The following is a 23,952-nucleotide window of genomic DNA, read 5'->3' as shown; positions in this document are numbered from 1 at the left end:
AAAGTTTTCTTCCATAATTTGGAATCAAGGATGATCTCATGAGCTACACCGTCAACGCCTCGATCCTGCTGACCGACCTCCCGATCCTGGATCGTCCGGCCGCCGCCCGGGCGGCGGGTTTCGACGCCGTGGAGTTCTGGTGGCCCTTTTCTGCCGCCGTGCCCACGCAGGAGGAGGTAGACGGCTTCGTCGCCGCGATCCAGGACGCGGGCGTCCGGCTCACGGGCCTCAACTTCTTCGCGGGCGACATGCCGGCCGGGGACCGCGGGCTCGTGAGCTGGGTCGGACGTGAGGACGAGTTCGCGGCCAACGTGGAGGTCGTCGTCGACATCGGACGGCGTCTCGGCACGAAGGCCTTCAACGCGCTCTACGGCAACCGGATCGACGGCGTCGACGCGCAGGCCCAGGACGACCTCGCCGTGAAGAACCTCGCTGCGGCCGGACGCGCGGTCGCCGCGCTCGACGGGATCGTGCTGCTGGAGCCGGTGTCCGGGATGGACGCCTACCCGCTCAAGACCGCCGCGGACGCGCTCGCGATCATCCGCCGCGTGCGGGACGAGGAGGGCGTGGACAACGTCCGCCTCCTCGCCGACTTCTACCATCTCGCCGTCAACGGCGACGACGTGCCCGCCGTGATCCGCGACCACGCCGCCGAGTTCGGCCACATCCAGATCGCCGACGCCCCCGGGCGCGGCGAGCCCGGCACCGGCGAGCTGCCCCTCGGCCAGTGGATCGCCGATGCGGAGGCCGGCGGCTACGACGGCGTGGTCGGCCTCGAGTACAAGGCCACGCAGGCCGATCCGTTCGCCTGGCTGGGCGAGACCGCGCGCGCCTGAGCGCCCCCCGACACCATTCCGCGAAGGAGCGAAGACATGACCCGCATCGCATTCATCGGCCTCGGCATCATGGGGCTGCCCATGGCGACCAACCTCGTGAAGGCCGGCTACGAGGTCGCCGGCTATAACCGCAGCCCCGAGGCCATCGACAAGCTCGTGGCCGCGGGAGGGAGCGCAGCGACGAGCATCGCCGACGCGGTGAAGGACGCCGACGTCGTCATCACCATGGTCCCCGACTCCCCGGACGTCGCCGGCGTCGTCCAGGGCGAGGACGGCGTGTTCGCGCATGCGAAGCCCGGCGCCCTCTGGATCGATAACTCCTCGATCCGCCCCGACGTCGCCAAGGAGCTCGCCGAGGAGGCGGTCGCCGCCGGTCTCGGCGTCGTGGACGCCCCGGTCTCGGGCGGCGAGCAGGGGGCGATCGACGCCGCCCTCTCGATCATGGTCGGCGGATCCGCGGAGGACTTCGCACAGGCCGAGCCCGTGCTGAACGCGATCGGCAAGACCATCGTGCACGTCGGCCCCGCCGGTGCGGGGCAGACCGTGAAGGCCGCGAACCAGCTCATCGTCGCGGTCAACATCCAGGCGCTCGCCGAGGCGATCGCCTTCCTCGAGGCGTTCGGCGTCGACACCGACGCGGCGCTGACCGTCCTCGGCGGGGGACTGGCCGGATCCAAGGTCCTCGACCAGAAGGGCCAGAAGATGCTGAAACGCGACTTCGCGCCCGGCTTCCGCCTCGCCCTCCACAACAAGGATCTGGGCATCGTCACGTCGGCTGCGCGCTCGGTCGGGGTCACCGTCCCGCTCGGCGCCGCGGTCGCACAGCTCGTGAACGCGCTCGTCGCCCGCGGCGACGGCGGGCTCGACCACTCGGGCCTGTTCAAGCTCACCACCGAGCTGTCCGGCAAGAACTGACCCACCCCTTTCGGGGTCGTGTGAGCGGGTGAAGCAACGCCGCTTTCGGCCGATCACCGCGTTTCGTCTCGGTCGGCTTCGCCGTCCTCGCTCAACGACCCCATCAGACCTAAGGAAACGATCATGACCCGCATGCGTGCCGTGGACGCCATCGTCCAGATCCTCGTCAAGGAGGGCGCCACCGAGGCCTTCGGCCTGCCCGGCGCCGCCATCAACCCCCTGTACTCCGCGATGCGTGCCCACGGCGGCATCCGGCACACCCTCGCCCGCCACGTCGAAGGCGCGAGCCACATGGCCGACGGCTACAGCCGCACGGGCGACGGCCGCATCGGCCTCTGCATCGGCACGTCCGGCCCCGCCGGCACCGACATGATCACCGGGCTCTACGCCGCGATCGCCGACTCCATCCCGATGCTCTGCATCACCGGCCAGGCGCCGGTCGCGAAGCTCGACAAGGAGGACTTCCAGGCCGTCGACATCGCCTCGATCGCGAAGCCGGTCACGAAGTTCGCCAAGACCGTCCTCGAGGGCGCGCAGGTGCCCGGAGCGTTCCAGACCGCGTTCCAGCTCATGCGCTCCGGTCGCCCCGGTCCCGCCCTCATCGATCTCCCGTTCGACGTCCAGATGACCGAGATCGAGTTCGACATCGACACCTACGAGCCGCTCCCCGTGGCCAAGCCCGTCGCGACCCGCGCACAGGCCGAGAAGGTGCTCGACCTGCTCACGGCCTCGGCGCACCCGGCCATCGTCGCGGGCGGCGGGATCGTGAACTCCGGGGCCTCGGAGAAGCTCGTCGAGCTGGCCGAGACGCTCGGCGTGCCCGTCTTCCCCACGCTCATGGGCTGGGGCGCGATCGCCGACGACCACCCCCTCGCCGCGGGGCTCGTCGGCATCCAGACCTCGCAGCGCTACGGCAACGCCAGCTTCCTGGAGTCCGACTTCGTCCTCGGGATCGGCAACCGCTGGGCCAACCGTCACACCGGCGGTCTCGACACCTACCGCGCCGGTCGCACGTTCGTGCACGTGGACATCGAGCCCACCCAGATCGGCCGCGTGTTCGCCCCCGACTACGGCGTGGTCTCGGACGCGGGCGCCTTCATCGACGCCCTGCTGGAGGCGGCCCGCGACCGCGTGGCCGAGCTGCCCGACTACCACGCCTGGGCGGAGGAGTGCCGCGACCGCAAGGCGCGCCTGCAGCGCAAGACGAACTACTCCGACGTACCGATGAAGCCGCACCGCGTGTACCAGGAGATGCTCAGCGCGTTCGGTCACGACACCACCTACGTGACGACGATCGGGCTCAGCCAGATCGCCGGCGCGCAGCTGCTGCACGTGTACGGTCCCCGCCAGTGGATCAACGCGGGCCAGGCGGGACCGCTCGGCTGGACCCTGCCCGCGGCGCTCGGCGTCGTGCGGGGCAAGCCCGACGCACAGGTCGTGGCGCTCTCGGGCGACTACGACTTCCAGTTCATGATCGAGGAGCTGGCGGTCGGTGCGCAGCACCACCTGCCCTACATCCACGTCGTCGTGAACAACAGCTACCTGGGCCTGATCCGTCAGTCCCAGCGCGCCTTCGAGATGGACTACGAGGTGTCGCTCGCCTTCGACAACATCAACACGCCGCACGATTCCTCCTCGGTCGCGACCGGCTACGGCGTCGATCACGTCAAGGTGGCGGAGGGCCTCGGCTGCAAGGCGCTGCGGGTCGAGCGACCGGAGGATCTCGCGGCCGGCTTCGCGGAGGCGGAGCGTCTGCGCGACGAGTACCGGGTTCCGGTGGTCGTCGAGGTGATCCTGGAGCGCGTGACCAACATCGCGATGGGCGCCGACCTCGATACGATGACCGAATTCGAAGGTCTCGCGGTGACGCCCGAAGACGCCCCCGAGGCCGTTTACGCCCTGCTCGACTGAAACCGGTGGCTCGCCATGCGCATCCTGATCGCGTCCGACAAGTTCAAGGGCTCCGCCACGGGGCCGGAGGTCGCCGCGGCGCTCGCCGAGGGGATCCGCTCCTCCGCGCCGGGGGTCGTGATCGACACGGCCCCCGTCGCGGACGGTGGTGAGGGCACCCTCGACGCCGCCCTCGCGGCCGGATTCGAGCCGGTCACGGTCACGGTCTCCGACCCCACCGGGGCTCCCGTGAGCGCCCGGTTCGCCGTCCGCGGCGACGAGGCGCTCATCGAGATGGCGGCCGCGAGCGGACTCGATCTTTTGCCCGAGGGGCGCAGGGATCCGGGCGGCGCGAGCAGCTTCGGCACCGGAGAGCTCATCCGTGCGGCGCTCGAGCACGGGGCGCGTCGGATCGTGCTGGGCATCGGCGGATCCGCGAACACGGACGGCGGCGCCGGGATGCTCGCCGCTCTGGGCGTCTCGCTCCGCGACGGCGAGGGGCGGCCGCTGCCCGGCGGAGGGGCCGCGCTCGCGCGGCTCGCGTCGATCGACGTCTCGGGCCTGGATCCGCGTCTGGCGGATACGGAGGTCGTGCTCGCGAGCGACGTGGACAACCCTCTCCTCGGCCCCCGGGGGGCGGCCGCGGTGTTCGGCCCGCAGAAGGGCGCGAGTCCGGACGACGTCGCTCGGCTCGACGCCGCCCTCGCGCACTACGCCGCGCTGCTCGAACGGCAACCCGGCGTCCGCGCGGCGACGCGGATGGGCGGCGCGGGCGGCGCCGGCGGCGTGGGATATGCCGCCCTCGCGGTGCTCGGCGCGACGCGCGAACCGGGCGTGGAGGTCGTGCAGGCGCTCACGGGGCTCGCCGAGCGCCTCGTCGGCGCCGATCTCGTCATCACCGGCGAGGGGAGCCTGGACGAGCAGAGCCTCGGCGGGAAGACGCCGCTCGGTGTCGCCGCCGCGGCCCGGGAGGCCGGTGTGCCGGTCATCGCGGTGTGCGGGCGGTCCACGCTCTCGCCCGAGGCCGCCGCCGCGGCGGGTTTCGCCCGGGTCTATGCTCTCAGCGGGATCGAACCGGATCCGGTCGTGAGCATGGCCGAGGCGCCCCGGCTCCTCGCCGAAACGGGCAGGCGCATCGGAGCGGACCTCGGGGCGCTCGTCGCCCCCGGTCGCTGACGCCGACGGCTGTCCCCCGAACCCCCGGACACCGGATCCGCGCAGCGTCGCACGGATCCGGCACCTCTCTCGCACGACAAGGCACGACAAGGTACGACACGAAGGAACACCCATGCCAGACCCCGCCGACCACTACGACCTCGTCCTCCGCGGGGAGCGTGTGCTCACGCCGGAAGGAGTCGGCCCGCACGAGGTCGGCGTGCGCGACGGCGTCATCGTCGCCGTCGCGCCCCTCGGCGCGGACCTGGCGGGGGATCGCGTCGTCGAGGTGGGGTCGGAGGAGATCCTGCTGCCCGGCCTCGTCGACTCGCACGTGCACGTGAACGAGCCGGGACGCACCGAGTGGGAGGGCTTCGCGTCGGCGACGCGTGCCGCGGCGGCGGGCGGGGTCACGACGATCGTGGACATGCCGCTGAACAGCATCCCGCCGACCGTGGACGTCGAGGCCCTCGAGATCAAGCGCGGGGTCGCGCGGGACCAGGTGCACGTCGACGTGGGCTTCTGGGGAGGCGCGGTGCCCGGCAACACGGCGCAGCTGCGGCCGCTGCACGAGGCGGGCGTCTTCGGCTTCAAGTGCTTCCTGCTGCCGAGCGGTGTCGACGAGTTCCCGCCTCTCGGCCTCGACGAGATCGAGGAGGACCTCGCCGAGCTCGCCACGTTCGACTCCGTCCTCATCGTGCACGCCGAGGATCCGCACGTCATCGAGGACGCGCCGCACCGGGAGGGGCCGGTGTACGCCGATTTCCTGGCTTCGCGGCCCAGGGCCGCCGAGGACGTCGGGATCAAGGACGTGATCGACCGGGCGCGCCGCACCGGTGCCCGCGCGCACATCCTGCACCTCTCCTCCTCCGACGCGCTGGAGGAGATCCGGACGGCCAAGGCGGAGGGCGTCCGTCTCACGGTCGAGACCTGCCCGCACTACCTCGTGCTCACCGCTGAGGAGATCCCGGACGGGGCGACGGCCTTCAAATGCTGCCCGCCGATCCGCGAGGCCGGCAACCAGGACCTGCTCTGGGAGGCGGTCGCGGACGGCACGATCGACCTCATCGTGTCGGATCACTCGCCGGCGACCGTCGAGCTCAAGCACCCGGAGAGCGGCGGATTCGACGTCGCCTGGGGCGGGATCTCCTCCCTGCAGCTGGGCCTGCCGCTCGTGTGGACCGAGGCGCGCCGTCGCGGCATCCCGCTCGAACGGATCGTCGCGCTCATGTCCTCGCAGCCTGCGGCGTTCGTGGGCCTGCAGCGCAAGGGCGCGATCGCCGTCGGCGGGGACGCGGACTTCGCCGTGTTCGCGCCCGACGAGTCGTTCACGGTCGACGTCGCGGAGCTGCGGCACAAGAACCCGGTGTCCGCCTACGCCGGACGCACGCTCGACGGCGTCGTGCGCGCCGCCTATCTGCGCGGAGAGGTCGTCGACGGCGGAGAGCCCCGCGGCCGACTGCTCGCGCACGGCGTGGACTGAACCCCGCTCCTCACCCGGCGCCCGTCCCGGCGCCGCACGATGCCGGCCCTCCCGCGGGGGCCGGCATCGTTGCGTTCTCCGGGCCTCGCGATGGAAATCTGCTCTGGTCTTCCCTCCGCCTCCTTGGTAAAGTTGAGTCACATCAACTCAACTTTGAATCGACGCCGGCGAAACATTCTGCGCGTCGATCCGCCCGGAGCCGGGCACAGGGCAGCAGCATCAGAAGGAGACCCCAGGAGGACGAATGGCCACGCCCCAGCAGCCGCAAGAGCAGGAAGAACAGCAGAGCCCCCTCGAGCAGTTCGGCATCAATCTCACCGATCGCGCCCGCCAGGGCAAGCTCGACCCCGTCATCGGACGCGACTCGGAGATCCGCCGGGTGAGCCAGGTGCTCACGCGGCGCACCAAGAACAACCCGGTGCTCATCGGCGAGCCGGGCGTCGGCAAGACGGCCGTCGTCGAGGGTCTCGCACAGCGGATCGTGGCGGGTGACGTCGCCGAGTCGCTCAAGGACAAGGAGCTCGTCTCGCTCGACATCTCGGCGCTCGTCGCCGGAGCGATGTACCGCGGCCAGTTCGAGGAGCGCCTGAAGAGCGTCCTCAAGGAGATCGTCGACTCCGAGGGCCGGATCATCACGTTCATCGACGAGCTGCACGTGCTCATGGGCGCAGGCGGCGGCGAGGGCTCCGTCGCGGCGTCCAACATGCTCAAGCCGATGCTCGCGCGCGGGGAGCTGCACATGATCGGCGCGACCACGCTCAACGAGTACCGCGAGTTCATCGAGAAGGACGCGGCTCTCGAACGCCGATTCCAGCAGGTGTACGTCGGAGAACCCGGCGTCGAGGACACCGTGGCGATCCTGCGCGGGCTCAAGGAGCGCTACGAGGCGCACCACAAGGTCGCCGTCTCCGACAGCGCCCTCGTGGCGGCGGCGGGGCTCTCCCACCGCTACCTCCCGTCCCGTCAGCTGCCGGACAAGGCGATCGACCTGATCGACGAGGCCGCTTCCCGACTGCGCATGGAGATCGACTCGGCCCCGGTCGAGATCGACGCGCTGCGGCGTCACGTCGACCGGCTCAAGCTGGAGGAGCTGGCGCTCAAGAAGGAGAAGGACGCGGCGAGCAAGGAGCGTCTGGCGAAGCTGCGGGAGGGTCTGCACGACGACGAGACCCGGCTCAAGGACCTGCAGGAGCGCTGGGAGAAGGAGCGCGCCTCCCTCAACCGGGTCGGCGACATCAAGACGAAGCTCGACGCGGCGCGCGGCGAGGCGGAGCGCGCGCAGCGCGAGGGGAACCTGGAGAAGGCCTCGCGGATGCTCTACGCGGAGATCCCGAAGCTGGAGCGCGAGCTCGCCGAGGCCGAGAAGGCCGAGTCGAGCGAGGACCGGATGGTCAACGACCAGGTGACGGAGACCGACATCGCCAGCGTCATCGCGGCGTGGACGGGGATCCCCGTCGGCAAGCTCATGCAGGGCGAGGGCGAGAAGCTCGTGCATCTGGAGGTTGAGCTCGGAAAGCGGCTCATCGGGCAGCTCACGGCCGTCAAGGCCGTGGCCGACGCGGTGCGTCGCTCGCGGGCGGGCATCAGCGACCCGAACCGTCCGCTGGGCTCGTTCCTGTTCCTCGGTCCGACCGGTGTCGGCAAGACCGAGCTCGCCAAGGCGCTCGCCGAGTTCCTCTTCGACGACGAGCGGGCCATGGTGCGCATCGACATGTCGGAGTACTCCGAGAAGCACTCGGTCGCGCGTCTCATCGGAGCCCCTCCGGGATACGTCGGCTACGAGCAGGGCGGCCAGCTCACCGAGGCCGTGCGGCGGCGCCCGTACAGCGTCGTGCTGCTGGACGAGGTCGAGAAGGCCAACCCCGAGGTGTTCGACATCCTCCTCCAGGTGCTCGACGACGGCCGGCTCACCGACGGACAGGGGCGCACGGTCGACTTCAAGAACGTGATCCTGATCCTCACGAGCAACCTGGGCTCGCCGATCCTCATCGACCCGACGCTCACGCCCGATCAGAAGCGCGAGCAGGTCATGGAGATCGTCCGCCAGGCGTTCCGACCGGAGTTCCTGAACCGCCTCGACGACATCGTCCTGTTCGACGCGCTGAGCGAGGCCGATCTCGCGCAGATCGTGGAGCTGTCGGTCGACGCCCTCCAGGCGCGGCTGGGGGACCGCCGGCTCACGCTCGCGGTCACTCCGGACGCGCGGATGTGGCTCGCCGAGCGCGGATACGACCCGCAGTACGGCGCGCGCCCGCTGCGTCGGCTGATCCAGACGCAGATCCAGGACAAGCTCGCGATGGCGCTCCTCGGCGGCAAGGTGCGCGACGGAGACCTGGTGCGGGTGGACGTCGCGGCGGACGGCTCCGGCCTGGTGCTCACGAGCGAGGGGCCGACGGACGACCATGCGCGGGACGCGGACGCGCGCGATGGCGACGATGTGATCGACGCGGAGCTGCTGGACGACTGATCCACGCTTCGCGGGCTGCTGGACGACAGGGCGCGGTCTCCCCGGAGGCCGCGCTCTGTCGTCTGCCGCCGTTCTAGAACTTCCATATTCTGGAAGTGACTCTCCGAGATTCGGAAAAAAGTCTTGACGTCCGTGTCGCGCGGCTGATAGATCTGGAAGTGCCTCCGACGATGGCGGCACCTGGATCAGCAGACAGGTCAACACTGAGCTGGCCCCCCGTGGGGCCGTTGCCCGGCCCTACACGCCGAGCAAGGGAGTCACCTCGAATGTCCGTACCGCAGCGCAGCCTCTGGCTGAAGAACCCGCTCGGAATCCACACCGGCGACGACGCCGATGCGGCCGGCGGCCTGGTCGTCGCCGGTGGCCGGATCGTGGAGCAGGTCGCCCGGGGCGCCGCGCCCGCGACCGCGGTCGACGAGGTCTTCGACGCCTCGCGGCACGTGATCGTGCCCGGCCTGATCAATACGCACCACCACTTCTACCAGACCCTCACGCGCGCCTGGCGCCCGGTCGTGAGCGCCGAGCTCTTCGGCTGGCTCAAGGGCCTCTACGACGTCTGGGCGGGGCTCACCCCGCGGGATCTCGAAATCGCGACGACCGTCGCGCTCGCCGAGCTGCTGCTGAGCGGCTGCACCACGGCGGCCGACCACCACTACCTGTTCCCGAACGGCCTGGAAGAGGGCATCGACGTGCAGGTCGACGTCGTCCGCCGTCTCGGCATGCGCGCCACGCTGACCCGCGGATCCATGTCGCTCGGCGAGAAGGACGGCGGTCTTCCCCCGCAGAGCACCGTGCAGGAGGCCGAGGCGATCCTGGCCGACAGCGAGCGTCTCGTCGGCGCCTATCACGAGCGCGGCGCGGGCGCCGTCGTGCAGATCGGACTCGCCCCGTGCTCGCCGTTCTCCGTGACGACCGGCGTCATGCGGGACACGGCGGCTCTCGCCGAACAGCTCGACGTCCGCCTGCACACGCACCTCGCCGAGACGATCGACGAGGAGGACTTCTGCCGCGAGCGATTCGGGCTGCGCACCGTCGACTACCTGGAGAGCGTCGGCTGGCTGTCCGACCGCGCCTGGCTCGCCCACGGCATCCACTTCGACGATGCGGAGATCGCGCGCCTGGGTGCCGCGGGCACCGCGGTCTCGCACTGCGCCACCTCCAATATGCGCCTCGCGAGCGGCATCGCCCGCGCCGTCGAACTGGAGGCGGCCGGCGTCCCGGTCGGCCTCGGCGTCGACGGATCCGCCTCGAACGACGGATCGAACATGATCCAGGAGGTGCGTCAGGCGCTCTACCTGCAGCGCCTGCGCTACGGCGCCGCCGCCGTCACGCCCGAGCGCGCCCTCGACTGGGCGACGCAGGGGTCGGCCCGTGCCCTCGGCCGCAGCGACATCGGCGTGCTCACGCCGGGCGCACAGGCCGATCTGGCGATGTTCACCCTCGACGAGCTGCGCTTCTCCGGCAGCCACGACCCGGTGGCGGCGCTCCTGCTGTGCGGGGCCGACCGCGCCGACCGGGTCATGGTCGGCGGTGTGTGGCGCGTCGTGGACGGCCGCATCGAAGGCCTCGACGTGCCGCGCCTCATCGCCCAGCACAGCGAGGCGGCGCGGAGCCTGCTCGCGCGCACCACCTGATCCGCGCCACGAGAAGACTCCGGCAACACCCCCGAGACAACCTCGACAACTCGAATCCCCGACTCCCCGACACAACCACCCCCGACGAAGAGGTCGACCATGACGAAGCAGAAGAACCCGGCCGCACGGCCCGAAGACGAAAGACTCCCGATCGGCGCGACGATCGGCTACGGCATCCAGCACGTGCTCACGATGTACGGCGGCATCATCGCGCCCCCGCTCATCATCGGGCAGATGGCGGGGCTGTCCGCCACGGAGATCGGCGTCCTCATCGCGGCGTGCCTGTTCATGGGCGGCCTGGCGACGATCCTGCAGACGGTGGGCGTCCCGTTCTTCGGATCCCAGCTTCCGCTCGTGCAGGGCGTGTCGTTCTCGGGCGTCGCCACCATGGGCGCGATCGTGACGACCGGCGGCGGGCTGCCCGCCGTGTTCGGCTCCGTCATCGCCGCATCCGTGATCGGGCTGCTGATCGCGCCCGTCTTCGCGACGGTGATCCGCTTCTTCCCCCCGGTCGTGACGGGCACGGTGATCACCACGATCGGACTCAGCCTGCTGCCGGTCGCCGCAGGCTGGATCATGGGCACGGGGGAGAACACGGGCGGCGCGAAGGGCGGCTCGCCGGAGAACCTCATGCTCGCAGGCATCACGCTCGTCATCGTCCTCGTCCTGAGCAAGATCCCCGTCGGAGCGATCTCGCGACTCGCGATCCTGCTGTCGATCGTGATCGGGACGATCGTCGCGGTCTTCCTCGGCAAGGCCGACTTCAGCTCCGTCGGCGACGGTCCGATCTTCGCCCTCCCGCAGGTGTTCGGGTTCGGGATGCCGACGTTCGAGATCGCGGGCATCATCTCGATGTTCATCGTGATCCTCGTCACGCTCACGGAGACCACCGCCGACATCCTCGCGGTGAGTGAGATCGTCGGCACCAAGGTCGACTCCAAGAGGATCGCCGCGGGCCTGCGGGCCGACATGCTCTCCAGCGCGGTGTCCCCGATCTTCGGCACTTTCACGCAGTCGGCGTTCGCGCAGAACGTCGGCCTCGTCGCGATCACCGGCGTGAAGAGCCGCTTCGTGGTGACCGCGGGCGGTGGCGTGCTCGTGATCCTCGGTCTGCTTCCCGTGCTGGGTCGCGTCGTCGGAGCGATCCCGACACCGGTGCTCGGCGGCGCGGGGCTCGTGCTGTTCGGCTCCGTCGCGGCGTCCGGGATCCGCACGCTCGCCCGGGTCGAGTACCGCGACAACATGAACCTCGTGATCGTCGCCACCTCGATCGCCGTCGGCATGCTGCCGATCGCCGTCCCCACGATCTACGCGCAGATGCCGGCCTGGTTCGTCACGATCTTCCACTCGGGCATCAGCTCCGCGGCGGTGACGGCGATCCTGCTGAACCTGCTGTTCAACCACCTCGGCAGCGTCGCGCGCAAGAACGCGTTCGTCTCGGCGCCGACCCGGAGCATCCCCGTCGCGTACCTGGACGCGTTCGAGGAGGGCGACTCGGTCGTGGACGGCCGGATCGTCGACCGCGACGGCAACGAGGTCGCGGTCGAGCACCCCGCGCACTGATCTTCCGCGACACGAGGGGCCGTCTCCGCACCGGAGGCGGCCCGTCGTCGTCTCGGGCTGAGGTCGTCTCCGGCTGACGTCGTCTCGGGCCGACGTCGTCTCAGGCCGACGTCGCCCAGTCGGCGGGGCCGAGGGATCCGGCCGGATACTCCTCGAGCACGACCTCGTCGGCGCGCCAGGCGTCGATCGCCGGCTGGATGATCCGCCAGCACTGCTCCGCCGCGTCCGCGCGCACCGAGAGCGCGACGTCCCCGTCGAGGATCTCGCTGAGCACTTCGGTGTAGGCGAGCAGCGTGCCCTCGCCGAGCGGTGTCGACAGGGTCTCCCGGCGCAGCGCGAAGGGGTCGTCGCCGCCGTTCACGTTCAGCTCCAGGTCGATGCGGTCGGGGCCGAGCGTGAACCGCAGCACGCCGCCGTCGGTCGGCAGGCCGGTGAAGCCGCCCGGCAGGTGCCGCACGCGCCGGAAGGTCACGACGATCTCGGCCCGCCGTCCCGCGAGGGCCTTGCCGCTGCGCAGCGTGAACGGCACGCCGGCCCAGCGCGCCGTCTGCACCTCGCACGTGATCTCGGCGAGGGTCTCGGTGTTGCGGGACGGATCCACCCCGTCCTCGTCCGTGTAGGCGGGGACGGGGCGGTCGCCGCTCGTCCCGGCGGTGTACCGGGCGCGCCGGGTCGATCCCCGGGGATCGTCCTCCCAGATCCTCGTCGCACGCAGGGCGGCGGCCATCGCGTCGCGCAGGTCGATCTCGTCCAGGTCGGCCGGCTGCTCCATCGCGAGGATCGCGAGCACCTGCAGCAGGTGGCTCTGGATCATGTCCACGAGCGCGCCGGCCTTGTCGTAGTAGCGCGCCCTGTTCTCGAGGGCGAGGGACTCGTCGTAGCGCACCAGCACCGACTCGACGTGGTCCGCCGACCAGACCGGCTCCACGAGACGGTTCGCGAACCGCACGCCCATGATGTTGAGCACGGTCGACCGGCCGAGGAAGTGGTCCACTCGGAAGACCTGGTTCTCGGGGACGATCCGCGTCACGAGCTCGTTCAGCTCGGCGGCGGTGTGCTCGTCCTTCCCGAACGGCTTCTCCAGGGCGAGCACGGTCCCCGTGGGCAGCGTCACGTCGAGCAGCACTTCGCACGCGGCCGCGGTGACGGCCGGCGGCAGCGCGAAGTACAGCACGAGCCCGCCGTCGACGCCTTCGACGAGCGCGGACAGCGCGGCGCGGTCGGTGACGTCCGCCTGCACGTAGGTGCTGCCGTCGACCCGATGCACCTGATCCTCGGCGTGCACGGTCGCGAAGGCGTCGTGGATCGCCTTCTGCCAGCGCTCGGCCGACCAGTCGTCGGACCCCGCGCCGCGCAGGATCAGTTCGCGCTCCGGTTGCTGCTGGAGCAGTTGCGCGATCGCGGGCAGCAGCAGGCGGGAGGTGAGGTCGCCGGAGGCGCCGAGGATGAGCAGGGTGGTCGGGGTCGTCATGTGCTCACGATACGAGCAGAGAGCGGACCCGGCGAGGGATGGCGCGCCCGCTCGGCGCTTCCATAAGATGGGCGACCCGCGCCGTGCCAGACTGCGAAGGGTGACCGTTCCCATCGAGGACTACGCGCTGCTGAGCGATTCGCGCACCGCCGCGCTCGTCTCCCGCGACGGCAGCATCGACTGGCTCTGCGCGCCGCGGCTCGACGCCCCGTCATTCTTCGGCGCCCTGCTCGGCGACGAGGAGCACGGGCACTGGAGCCTCCGACCCGCCGACCCCTTCGCGACCGCGACCCGGCACTACGACGACGACACGTTCGGCCTCTGCACCCGGTGGGAGACGAGCGAGGGCATCGCCGAGGTGTGGGAGTGGATGCCGATCGGCCCGGACGGGGCGACGGGGGCCGAGCGCACCGACGTCGTGCGGCGGATCACCGGCGTGCGAGGCAGCGTGCGGTTCGTGCAGGAGCTCCGACTGCGCTTCGACTACGCGCGGGCGGTGCCCTGGGTGCGACAGACGGGAACCGCGGCGGCGCCGGAGCTCACCGCGACGGCGGGACCCGACGCCGTGGTGGTGCGCGGTGCGGCGCTGCATCCGCACGGACGCAGTCACACCGGCGAGGTCGACGTGGTGGAGGGGGAGTCCCGAGAACTGGTCCTCACCTGGTTCCCTTCCTATCGCCCTGCCCCGCCCGCGCTGGACGCCGACGAGGCGGATCGGGCGATGAAGCGCTGGTGGCACGACTGGGCGGCCGCGATCGGGCACACGGGCCCGTTCCGCGCCGAGGTGCGCCGTTCCCTGCTGATCCTGCGCGCGCTGACCAACCGGGAGACCGGCGGCATCGCTGCGGCGGCGACGACCTCACTCCCGGAAGACTTCGGCGGCGAGCGCAACTGGGACTACCGGTTCGTCTGGCTGCGCGACGCGGCCCTGACGCTCGAGGCCCTGCTCGCCCACGGCCCCGGCACCGAGGCCCTCGCCTGGAGGGACTGGCTGCTGCGCGCCGTCGCCGGGGATCCGGCCGACGTGCAGATCATGTACGGGCTGGCGGGGGAGCGCGACCTCCTCGAGCGCGAGCTGTGGTCCCTGCCGGGCTACGCGCACTCGACCCCCGTGCGCGTCGGCAACGGCGCGGCCCAGCAGTATCAGGCCGACGTGATCGGCGAGGTCATGGTCACGCTCGCGGCGGCGCGGCGCGCGGGACTCGGCGAATCGCCCCGCTCGTGGTCGTTGCAGCGGATGCTGCTGCGCCACGCGGAGCAGGAGCTGGACCGCCCGGACAACGGCATGTGGGAGATCCGCGCGGATCCGCACCTGTTCACCCACTCACGGGTCATGCTCTGGGCGGCGTTCGACCGGGGCGTCCGTGCGGTCGAGGAGGACCGCCTGGACGGACCGGTCGAACACTGGCGCGGACTGCGCGACCGCCTCAAGGCCGAGATCGACGAGCGCGGGGTACGCGACGGGCGCTTCGTGCAGCACGAGGACACGGACGAGACCGATGCCGCCCTGCTACTGATCCCGCGCACCGGGTTCTGCGCGCCGGACGATCCGCGCATGCTCGGCGCCGTCGCCCAGATCGAGAAGGATCTGATGCGCGACGGCCTGCTCCTGCGCTACCGGACGACCAGCGGGGTCGACGGTCTGCGGGGAGGGGAGCACCCCTTCCTCGCCTGCTCGTTCTGGCTCGTCGAGCAGTACGCGGTCACCGGGCGGAGGAAGGATGCCGAAGCGCTCATGACCCGGCTGTGCTCCCTCGCAAACGACGTCGGCATGCTGTCGGAGGAATACGACCCGATCGGTCGGCGGCAGGTGGGCAACACCCCGCAGGCGTTCTCGCACCTGTCGCTCGTCCGGGCCGCGGACGCGCTCGCCGCAGGGCGCCACCGCAAGCGCTGATCCGACGCAGAACGGCCGTGATCCGCTCGATGGCGGAGGTCACGGCCGTTCTTCGTCGAGGGCGCGGGGCGCCCTGCCCGGTGCCGGGTGTCAGGCGTTGACGATCAGCGACTCGGCGATCGGGCGGCGCGTGCGCGGGGCGTTCTCGCGCTGCTGCAGCTCCTCGGACGCGGTGCGGATGTCGCCGAGCTCGCCGACGGCCATGACCGAGATCGGGGTGAACGCGTCGCCGAGGCCGAAGGCGGCCGAGATCGCGTCGCGGTCGAAGCCGCCCATCTGGTGGGTCGACAGTCCGTCGGCGTGCGCCTGCACCGTGAAGTGCGCGGCGGCCTGGCCCGTGTCGTACAGGGCCCACGGCATCGGCTGGTCGTCGCGGGTGGTCTCGGCGACGAAGACGACGAGGGCGGCGGCGTCGCCCGCCCAGGCTGCGTTGAACCCGGCGAGGGAGGCGACGATCGTGGCGTGCTGCTCGGATCCGCGGCGGGCGACGATCACGCGCCAGGGCTGCGTGTTGGCGGCCGTCGGAGCCCAGCGGGCGGCCTCGAGCGCGCTCGACAGGGCGGCTTCGTCGATCGTCGCCTGCGCGTCGAAGATGCGGGTGCTCCAGCGCTCGGCGAGGACGTCGAGGATGGGAGCTTCGGTGACCGCGGTGCGGTCGAGGGCGGGAGTGCTCATCGCGATGAGACCTTTCGGAAGGTGACAGGGGCCGTCGGACCCCGTCGTCCGCACCTCACGAAGAACAATCCATTCGCGTGAATATTCCCGTCAGCCGCGCAGCGCCTCCCGGAGCTTCACGCGCCCGCCCATCCGCAGCAGCGAGTTCTCGTAGATCTTCCCCGCGAGGAGGATCGCGGCGACGCACGCGACGAGCAGGATCACGAGCGACACGAGCGGCTCCCACCACTGCGCGTCCCCGACGAACAGGCGCACGGGCATCGCGACGGGGGCCGAGAACGGCACGTACGACAGGATCGTCATGACCACGGGATTGTCGTTGAAGAGGATCACGAGGAAGTACGGCGCCATCACGAGCATCGTGATCGGCATGGTCGTGGATCCGATGTCCTCCTGCCGCGAGACCATCGCCGCGGCGGCCGCGAACAGCGAGGCGAGCAGCACGAACCCGAGAAGGAAGAAGACCGCGAACCACAGCAGCGGGGATCCGAGGCCCTGCAGCACCGTGTTCTGACCCGTCACGATGAGCCCGACGACGCCGATCGCGGCGAGAAGGAGGATCTGCGCCATCGCCAGCACCGTGTTGCCGACGACCTTGCCGGCCAGGAGCACCTTCGCCGGGATGGCCGCGAGCAGCAGTTCGACCACGCGGGTCTGCTTCTCCTCGACGACGCTCTGCGCCATCGTCGCGCCGAACGTGGACGCGGCCATGAGGAACACGACGCCGAACCCGATCGCGACGAGGTAGCGCAGCAGAGGATTGGTCGTGTCGGGCTCGAGGATCGTGACCTTCGGGGACTTCGCCAGCAGCGACGCGACCTCGCTCGGTGCGCTGTGCAGCGCGACGACCGTGTAGCCGAACGTCGTGTCGCCGGGGCTCGGCACGAGCGCCGCCTCGACCTTCTCCTCGCGCACCAGCTTCTCGGCGGCGGCGGGGTCGGCCGCGCGGGTCACCGCGAGCCCGGGCATCCCCTCGACCGCGGACGCGGTCTCCGCGGTCACGGCGATCTTCGTCTCGGAGGTGTTCTGGCTCAGGAAGCCGCCGATGAGCACGCCGGCGAGGGCGATGAGCAGCAGGATGCCGGTCGAGACGAGGAACGCCTTGCTGCGCAGTTTGGATCCGATCTCGCGTTCGGCGACGAGCAGGATGCCCGCCCCGGACGAGAGGGCGCCGCTGGGGGTGCCGGCGGGGCCGGTGACGTTGCTCACTGGATGACCTCCTTGAAGATCTGCGCGAGGGACGGGTGCTGCGGGGAGAACGAGCGGACGGCTCCCCGCTCGAGTGCCGTACGGAGGATCCGCTGTGCGTCCGCCGCGTCGGCGTCGAAGACCGCGGTGCCGCCTTCGAAGTCGACGACGGACACGCCCGGTTCCGCGCGGACCCATCCGGCGTCCCCGTCCGTGACCAGCTCGTACCGGGGCTGCGAGAACTGCGCGCGCAGGCGCTCCCTCGATCCTGAGGCGCGGATCGTGCCTCCGGCGATGATGACGAGGTCGTCGCAGAGCCGCTCGACGACGTCGAGCTGGTGCGAGGAGAACAGGATGGACGCCCCCTGGGCGGCGCGCGTCTGCAGCACGCCCGCGACGACGTCCACCGCGAGGGGATCGAGGCCCGAGAACGGCTCGTCGAGGATCAGCACCTCGGGGTCGTGCACGAGCGCCGCGGCGATCTGCGCGCGCTGCTGATTGCCCAGGGAGAGCGACTCGATCGTGTCGGTCAGGCGCTCGCCGAGCCCGAGCTCGGTGAGCAGGGCCGCGCCCCGGGCGTTCGCCTCCGCCTTGCCGAAGCCGTGCAGCCGCGCGAGGTAGGCGACCTGGTCGAGCACCTTCATCTTGGGGTAGAGGCCTCGTTCCTCGGGCATGTAGCCGAATCGTCGGCGATCGCCCTCGGTCACCGGGTGATCGTCGAGGCGCACCTCCCCGCCGTCCGCGGCGAGCACCCCCAGCACGATCCGCATGGTCGTGGTCTTGCCCGCGCCGTTCCCGCCCACGAAACCGGTGAGCCGCCCTGGCGCGACGCGGAAGGTGATGTCGTCGAGCACGCGCCGCGAGCCGTAGCTCTTGGTCACGCCCGTCAGATCGAGGAGCCCTGTCATGCCCCGACGGTAGCGGGAGCGCGTGCGGCGGGGCATCCCCCGCGCGACGGATCCGTGCGACGGATCCTCTCAGCGCCGGCCGACGTGCAGCACGCCGCGCACGACCAGCCCCGCCAGCAGCGCCCAGAACGCCGCGCTCACACCCCAGAAGGCGACGCCGGACGCCGCGACGAGGAATGTGACGACCGCGGGGATGCGCTCGCCGGGATCGTCGATGGCCTGCTGCACCGCCGATCCGAACGCGCCCAGCAGGGCGACGCCCGCCACCGCAGGGATCACCGCCGCGGGTGCGAGCGCGACGAGCGCGGCGAAGGCCGCCGAGAAGGCACCCAGCACGAGGTAGGAGACCCCGGTGGAGACGCCCGCGACCCACCGGCGCCGCGGATCGGGCTCGGCGTCCGGGGACGCGGCGAGGGCCGCGCTGATCGCCGCGAGGTTGATCGCGTGGCCGCCGGCGACCGCTCCCGCCGCCGAGCCGAGACCCGTCACGAGCATCGCGGGGCGCCACGGCACCTCGTAGCCGAAGCTGCGCATGACGGCGACGCCCGGAACGTTCTGCGACGCCATCGTGACGATGAACAGCGGCAGCGCGAGGCCGATCAGCGCCCCGAGCGTGAACGTGGGAACGGTCGGGGAGAGCCGCGGGAGCAGCGCTGCGGCGTCGACCGCGGCCCCGCTCCGGGCGATCCCGATCACGATCACGATCGTCGCCGTCACGAACGCGAGAGGCACGGCCCACCGCGGCGCGAAACGGGCGAACAGGAGCCAGGTGAGCAGCACGGGGACGACGCCCCAGGGGTTGGCCGCCAGGCCGGTGAAAGGCGCGAGGCACAGCGGCAGCAGCACGCCGGCGAGCATCGCCTGCGCGATCGAGGGAGGGATCGCGGCGATGAGCGTGCCGATCCGCGGGACGAGGGCGGTGAGCAGGATCAGCGCGGCGACGACGAGGAACGCGCCGACGGCGGCCGGCCAGCCTCCCTCCACGGCCCCTCCGGCGGCCAGCAGCGCCGCGCCAGGGGTGGACCAGGCGGCGGTGATCGGCATGCGGTACCGCGCGGCGAGCACGGTGCACGCCACGCCCATCGTGAGACTCAGCGCGAGCAGACCGCTCGCGGCCTGCTCGCGGGTCGCACCGGCCGCGTGCAGGCCCGTGAGCACCACCGCGAACGAGCTCGTGAACCCGACGAGGGCGGTCACGATCCCGGCGATGATCGCACGACCGGGGGTCGGAACCGGGACGGGCGTGGTTTCGGGCATGGGTCGAGAGTATCGGCGCCTCAGGTCAGGCCCAGCCGGTGCGCGAGCACGACCGCCTGCACGCGGTCGCGGGCGCCGAGCTTCTGCAGGATCCGGGACACGTGCGTCTTCACCGTCGCCTCGCCGATGTAGAGCTCGGCGGCGATCTCGGCATTGCTCCACGCCTCGGCGACGAGTCGCAGCACCTCGCGCTCGCGATCGGTCAGCGGCTCGGGGAGGTCCGCCGAGGGCAGCGCGCGCGAGGGCTGTCCTGACCGCTCGGCGGACCCGCCCCGCTCGGCGGCGGAAGGGGCGAAGCGGCGGAGCACGCGACGGGTGACCTCGGGTGCGAGCATGCCGTCGCCCGCCGCGAGAGCGCGCACGGCCGCGACGAGCTCCTCCGGGCCCGCGTTCTTCAGGAGGAATCCGCTCGCCCCCGCGTCGAGCGCGTCGAAGAGGTAGTCGTCCCGGTCGAACGTGGTCACGATCGCGACGGCGGCGTGGATCCGACCGTCGGCGCGGATCCGGCGGGTCGCCTCGATCCCGTCCATGTCGGGCATCTGCACGTCCATCGTGATGACGTCCGGGCGCAGCGTCGCGGCCAGGGCGACCGCCTCCGGGCCCGTCGCCGCCTCGCCGACCACGGCGAGGTCGGGCTGCAGGCCCAGGATCGTGCGGAACCCGGCTCGCAGCATGGCGTGGTCGTCGACGAGCAGCACGCGGATGGGATCCGTCATCCCGCGACCTCCGTCTCGCCGACCGGCAGCGTCGCGCGCACCCGGAAACCGCCGGAGGGGCGGGGGACCAGCTCGATCGTCCCGCCCGACGCCGCCGCCCGTTCGCGCATGCCGAGCAGGCCCAGACCCGCACGCACGGCGGGCACGATCCGCCCGGAGTTCACCACCTCGAGCTCGACGGTCGCGCCGGACTCGCCCTGCTCGTAGCGGATCCGCACGTCCGCCTCCGCATCGGGCCCGGCGTGGCGGCGGGCGTTGGTGAGCGACTCCTGTGCGATCCGGTACAGGTTGACCGCCGTGAGACGCGGGACGGGCACGGGCGTGCCGATCACTTGGATCCGGGCGGGGAGGCCCGCCGCGGTCGACGCCGACACGAGCGCGGCGACGTCGTCCACGCCGACCGTCGAGGAGGCGTCCTCCTCGTCTCCGGGGGCTCGGAGCGTGTCGAGCAGATGACGGAAGTCCCGGATCGCATCCCGCGCCGCGTCCTCGATACCGGCGACGATCGCGGCCGCGCCGGCCGGATCAGTCGGGATGACGACGCGGGCGGCCCCGGCCTGCACGCCCATGACCGAGACGTGGTGGGCGACCACGTCGTGCAGCTCCCGCGCGATCCTGACCCGGTCGAGCGCCACCGCCTGCGCGGCGCTGCGCTCCCGTTCGCGTTCGAGTTCCCTGGTGCGTTGTTCCAGGGCCGCGCGCTGTTGCGCCGCTGCCCAGCTGCGCTCGCCGAAGTAGTACGCGCCGCCGAAGTAGAGCGCGTTCAGCAGCACCTGCAGCATCATGACGGCGACGTAGGGGGAGAGCATTCCCGCCATGAGATCGGCCTTGCCCGCCTGTTCCAGCGCGCCGCGATACATCACGACGACGAGCCAGATCGCCATGCCGAGGATGATCCCCGCGCGGGTGACGAACGCAGCCCTGCGATGGTTCATCCAGGCGCCCACCGTGTAGATCCCGATGAAGACGGCGATGTTGCCGACGTACATCTCCGGGATCTTCAGGGTCACGGCGCCGAAGTACGCGAGCGCCACGACGAGCGCGACAGGGGCCGGCCAGCGCCGCCGCACCGCGAGCGGCGCGGTGACCGCGACGAGGTAGGGCAGTGCCGTCCACGGTTCGGCCTGCTGATCGCCGTAGATCCGGGCGATGCTCGAGAGGGCCGCGCTGAGGATCCCGCCGACGAAGAGAGCGGCGGCGAGGGCGATGTCGCTGCGCAGCTCCCGTGCGGTCGGCGTGCGGGTGAACGGCATGGCTCCACCGTAGGGGGGAGTCCGCGCTCCGACATCCTTCGTGCGGGGGATCCCGCGGAGGTCCCTCAGGCACTCTCGGGAAGATTGCACTTGCTCTTGACAAGCTCACTTGTTTTTAACAAGCTAAGTGCAGCGGACGCGGGAGCAGGGCCCGTCGGGACCGACGCGATCGCACCGACGAAGGAGTCGACATGTCTGACACGAAGGTCTTCGTGAATCTGCCCGTCACCGATCTCGAGCGGAGCAAGGCGTTCTATCTCGCGCTCGGATGCTAGATCAACCCGCAGTTCACCGACGACAACGCCGCATGCGTCGTCTGGGGCGAGGACATCTACTTCATGATGCTGACCCGTGAGTTCTTCGGGACCTTCACCGACAAGCCCATCGCCGATCCGAATGAGGTCGCGCAGGTCTCGGTCTCGTTCACCCGCGACTCCCGCGAGGACGTCGACGCGACGGCGGACCGTGCCCTCGCCGCAGGCGGAGCCGAACCCCGGCCGGCGCAGGACTACGGCTTCATGTACTCCCGCGACATCGACGACCCGGACGGCAACTCGCTCGGATTCCTCTACATGGCTCCCGAGGCGGTCGAGAACGGCCCCGAGGCGTACCTCGCGCAGCAGGACGGAGCATCGGCCTGACCCGCCCGGGCCGGACGACGGGCGGGCGCTGACATGGCGGCACGCAGCTACGGTCAGTACTGCGGCGTGACGAACGCCGTCGAACTGATCGGAGAGCGGTGGGCGATGCTCATCGTGCGCGACCTCCTCGTCGGTCCGCGCCGCTACACGGACCTCAAGCGCGGGCTGCCCCGGATCCCGACGAACATCCTGTCCTCGCGGCTCAGGGAGCTGCAGGAGGGCGGGGTGCTGCGCCGCGTCCCGCTGCACAATTGCGGGCTCGTCTACGAGCTCACGCCGTACGGCAGAGCCCTGGAGCCGATCCTGCTCGCCCTCGGGCGCTGGGGATTCCAGACGATGGGCGATCCGCACGAGGGCGATGTCGTCACCGCGGACTCGCTCACGATGGCGCTGCGCACCTCGTTCCAGGCGGAGCGGGCCGCGGATCTCGACCTCGAGCTGCACGTCGGCGACGTCGCGCTGCGGGTGATCGTGCGCTCCGGCGCGCTGCACGTCGCGCAGCTCGCGCCGGCCGGGCCGCCGGGCGTAGCCGGCCCGCCCTCGGGCGAACCGGAGGCGATCGTCGTCGCCGGTCCGGGGATCCGCCGCCTCATCGGGGGCGAGGCGACGCCCGCGGAGGCCGTCGCGCAGGATCACGTCGCCGTCGTGCGCGGCGACGAGCGGATCCTCGACCGCTTCGCCCGCACGTTCCACATCGCACCCCTCCCGCTCCTCGGTCCCTGAGACCGTCGACGGATCCGACCACCGGAAGAACGGACAGCTCATGACCGGCCGCATCATCATCGACCTCTTCACCACCCTCGACGGCGTCGCCCAGGCGCCGGGCGGGCCGGAGGAGGATCCCTCGGACGGCTTCCCGTTCGGCGGCTGGCAGGCACCGCTGCCGAGTGACGCCGTCGGCGCCAGCGTGGCGCACGGCCTCGAAACGCTCGACGCACTCCTGCTCGGCCGGCGCACGTACGACATCTTCGCGGGCTACTGGCCCCAGCACACCACGGGGGAGGAGGGGTTCATCGGGCGGCTCTTCGACCGGGTCCCCAAGTACGTGGCCTCGCGAGACCGGGATCTCGCGCTCGATTGGCAGGGCAGCACGCGGGTGGGCGACGACCTCGCCGCCGAGATCGCGGCGATGCGCGAGCGCCACGAGGACGTGCACGTCATCGGCAGCATCGACCTCGTGCAGACGCTCCTCGACCAGCAGCTCTTCGACGAACTGCAGCTGTGGGTCTACCCGATCGTGCTCGGACGGGGCAAGAAGGTCTTCCCCGACGGCGCGACGCCGCACAACCTCCGCCTGGTGCGCGCCGAGACCGGGGACGGCGGCACCCTGCTGCTGCGCTACGCCCCCGCTCCCGGCGAGATCCGCACCGGCACGATCGGCGACTGAAACCTTTCTGCGACGTGAGATCCGGAGAACGCGGCGAGCTATACCTGCAGCGCGCGGCGCAGAAGAAGCTGCGACTGCTCAACGCCGCTGAGGCGATCAACGACCTGCGGATCCCGCCGGGAAACCGGTTGGAGAAGCTTTCCGGTGATCGCGAAGGTCAGTACTCGATCCGTGTCAACGACCAGTACCGGATCTGTTTCATCTGGACTGCTGCGGGGCCTGCCGACGTCCAGATCGTCGACTACCACGAGGAAGGACAACGCGATGAAGGTGCATGACCCCATCACCCCAGGGGAGATGCTGCGCACCGAGTTCCTCGAACCGCTCGGTATCAGCGCATATCGCCTGGCTCAGGCAACGGGAGTATCGCAGACCCTGATCAGCGAGATCCTCAGAGGCAAGAGGCGCATCACCACCGATACTGCGCTGCGGCTTGCGCAGGCATTCGGCCTCCCGGAGCGGTTCTGGCTCAATGTCCAGAACGACTACGACATCGAAGTGGAGCACGACGAGCACGGCGCCGAGCTCGCGCGGGTCGAGCGTCTCGTTCCCGCCTGACGCGGAGCAACTCGCCCCGTTTCGCCATGTCCACGTCACGGCACCGGAACAGAGCACG

Annotated in this window: 20 protein-coding genes and 1 pseudogene; 14 read left to right on the top strand and 7 right to left on the bottom strand. The window is 70.9% G+C overall.

Annotated elements, in window-relative coordinates; translation table 11 throughout:
- The first annotated feature begins 38 nt into the window (after positions 1 to 38).
- The 8 genes from Q0P88_RS12255 to Q0P88_RS12220 all read left to right on the top strand — a co-directional run bounded on the left by Q0P88_RS12255 (position 39) and on the right by Q0P88_RS12220 (position 11,943).
- Positions 39 to 836 (top strand): hydroxypyruvate isomerase family protein, encoded by a 798-nt coding sequence (locus Q0P88_RS12255; protein ID WP_295014535.1) that lies wholly within the window; start codon positions 39 to 41, stop codon positions 834 to 836.
- A 36-nt stretch (positions 837 to 872) separates the two neighbouring features.
- Positions 873 to 1,751, top strand: coding sequence for a 2-hydroxy-3-oxopropionate reductase (locus tag Q0P88_RS12250; protein WP_295014533.1), 879 nt, complete (start codon positions 873 to 875; stop codon positions 1,749 to 1,751).
- A 123-nt stretch (positions 1,752 to 1,874) separates the two neighbouring features.
- A complete protein-coding gene (gene gcl, locus Q0P88_RS12245) occupies positions 1,875 to 3,662 on the top strand; it encodes a glyoxylate carboligase (RefSeq protein ID WP_295014531.1) in 1,788 nt (595 codons plus the stop codon).
- Between the two features lie 15 nt (positions 3,663 to 3,677).
- A complete protein-coding gene (locus tag Q0P88_RS12240) occupies positions 3,678 to 4,817 on the top strand; it encodes a glycerate kinase (protein WP_295014529.1) in 1,140 nt (379 codons plus the stop codon).
- Between the two features lie 112 nt (positions 4,818 to 4,929).
- Positions 4,930 to 6,279 (top strand): allantoinase AllB, encoded by a 1,350-nt coding sequence (allB, locus tag Q0P88_RS12235; protein ID WP_295014527.1) that lies wholly within the window; start codon positions 4,930 to 4,932, stop codon positions 6,277 to 6,279.
- A 244-nt stretch (positions 6,280 to 6,523) separates the two neighbouring features.
- Positions 6,524 to 8,746 (top strand): ATP-dependent Clp protease ATP-binding subunit, encoded by a 2,223-nt coding sequence (locus tag Q0P88_RS12230; protein ID WP_295014525.1) that lies wholly within the window; start codon positions 6,524 to 6,526, stop codon positions 8,744 to 8,746.
- 266 nt (positions 8,747 to 9,012) lie between these two features.
- Positions 9,013 to 10,380, top strand: coding sequence for an 8-oxoguanine deaminase (locus Q0P88_RS12225; RefSeq protein ID WP_295014523.1), 1,368 nt, complete (start codon positions 9,013 to 9,015; stop codon positions 10,378 to 10,380).
- A gap of 99 nt (positions 10,381 to 10,479) precedes the next feature.
- Positions 10,480 to 11,943 (top strand): nucleobase:cation symporter-2 family protein, encoded by a 1,464-nt coding sequence (locus Q0P88_RS12220; RefSeq protein WP_295014521.1) that lies wholly within the window; start codon positions 10,480 to 10,482, stop codon positions 11,941 to 11,943.
- A 100-nt stretch (positions 11,944 to 12,043) separates the two neighbouring features.
- Here Q0P88_RS12220 and Q0P88_RS12215 read toward each other — a convergent pair whose 3' ends face one another.
- A complete protein-coding gene (locus Q0P88_RS12215) occupies positions 12,044 to 13,414 on the bottom strand; it encodes a glucose-6-phosphate dehydrogenase (protein ID WP_295014519.1) in 1,371 nt (456 codons plus the stop codon).
- A 100-nt stretch (positions 13,415 to 13,514) separates the two neighbouring features.
- On the opposite strand from Q0P88_RS12215, the gene Q0P88_RS12210 reads away from it, so the two are divergent.
- Positions 13,515 to 15,311, top strand: coding sequence for a glycoside hydrolase family 15 protein (locus Q0P88_RS12210; protein WP_295014517.1), 1,797 nt, complete (start codon positions 13,515 to 13,517; stop codon positions 15,309 to 15,311).
- Between the two features lie 90 nt (positions 15,312 to 15,401).
- On the opposite strand, the gene Q0P88_RS12205 is transcribed toward Q0P88_RS12210, so the two are convergent.
- The 6 genes from Q0P88_RS12205 to Q0P88_RS12180 all read right to left on the bottom strand — a co-directional run bounded on the left by Q0P88_RS12205 (position 15,402) and on the right by Q0P88_RS12180 (position 21,308).
- A complete protein-coding gene (locus Q0P88_RS12205) occupies positions 15,402 to 15,986 on the bottom strand; it encodes a nitroreductase family protein (RefSeq protein WP_295014515.1) in 585 nt (194 codons plus the stop codon).
- 90 nt (positions 15,987 to 16,076) lie between these two features.
- A complete protein-coding gene (locus Q0P88_RS12200) occupies positions 16,077 to 17,195 on the bottom strand; it encodes an ABC transporter permease (RefSeq protein ID WP_295014513.1) in 1,119 nt (372 codons plus the stop codon).
- On the bottom strand, positions 17,192 to 18,082 hold the full coding sequence (locus Q0P88_RS12195) for an ABC transporter ATP-binding protein (protein ID WP_295014511.1): 891 nt from the start codon (positions 18,080 to 18,082) through the stop codon (positions 17,192 to 17,194). The genes Q0P88_RS12200 and Q0P88_RS12195 overlap by 4 nt, the downstream gene beginning before the upstream one ends.
- A 69-nt stretch (positions 18,083 to 18,151) precedes the next feature.
- Positions 18,152 to 19,339 carry a benzoate/H(+) symporter BenE family transporter gene (locus Q0P88_RS12190; protein ID WP_295014509.1) on the bottom strand — a complete coding sequence of 396 codons (1,188 nt, stop codon included), beginning with the start codon at positions 19,337 to 19,339 and terminating at the stop codon, positions 18,152 to 18,154.
- 20 nt (positions 19,340 to 19,359) lie between these two features.
- A complete protein-coding gene (locus Q0P88_RS12185) occupies positions 19,360 to 20,055 on the bottom strand; it encodes a response regulator transcription factor (protein ID WP_295014507.1) in 696 nt (231 codons plus the stop codon).
- Positions 20,052 to 21,308, bottom strand: a complete 1,257-nt coding sequence (locus Q0P88_RS12180; RefSeq protein WP_295014505.1) for a sensor histidine kinase — start codon at positions 21,306 to 21,308, stop codon at positions 20,052 to 20,054. The genes Q0P88_RS12185 and Q0P88_RS12180 overlap by 4 nt, the downstream gene beginning before the upstream one ends.
- Positions 21,309 to 21,499: 191 nt before the next feature.
- Between Q0P88_RS12180 and Q0P88_RS12175 the strand changes: the two are divergent.
- From Q0P88_RS12175 to Q0P88_RS12155, 5 genes and pseudogenes are all read left to right on the top strand, one after another.
- A pseudogene (locus Q0P88_RS12175) lies at positions 21,500 to 21,949 on the top strand (VOC family protein).
- Between the two features lie 33 nt (positions 21,950 to 21,982).
- Complete coding sequence (locus Q0P88_RS12170; RefSeq protein WP_295014503.1) at positions 21,983 to 22,672, top strand: helix-turn-helix domain-containing protein; 690 nt, start codon at positions 21,983 to 21,985, stop codon at positions 22,670 to 22,672.
- A 40-nt stretch (positions 22,673 to 22,712) separates the two neighbouring features.
- Positions 22,713 to 23,336, top strand: a complete 624-nt coding sequence (locus Q0P88_RS12165; RefSeq protein WP_295014501.1) for a dihydrofolate reductase family protein — start codon at positions 22,713 to 22,715, stop codon at positions 23,334 to 23,336.
- A 14-nt stretch (positions 23,337 to 23,350) separates the two neighbouring features.
- Complete coding sequence (locus Q0P88_RS12160) at positions 23,351 to 23,614, top strand: type II toxin-antitoxin system RelE/ParE family toxin (protein WP_295014499.1); 264 nt, start codon at positions 23,351 to 23,353, stop codon at positions 23,612 to 23,614.
- Positions 23,601 to 23,894, top strand: a complete 294-nt coding sequence (locus Q0P88_RS12155) for a HigA family addiction module antitoxin (RefSeq protein WP_295014497.1) — start codon at positions 23,601 to 23,603, stop codon at positions 23,892 to 23,894. The genes Q0P88_RS12160 and Q0P88_RS12155 overlap by 14 nt, the downstream gene beginning before the upstream one ends.
- Positions 23,895 to 23,952 lie beyond the last annotated feature (58 nt).

This window comes from uncultured Microbacterium sp., assembly GCF_945952435.1.
Taxonomy (GTDB): domain Bacteria; phylum Actinomycetota; class Actinomycetes; order Actinomycetales; family Microbacteriaceae; genus Microbacterium.
This window is presented reverse-complemented; position numbering and strand designations above follow the sequence as displayed.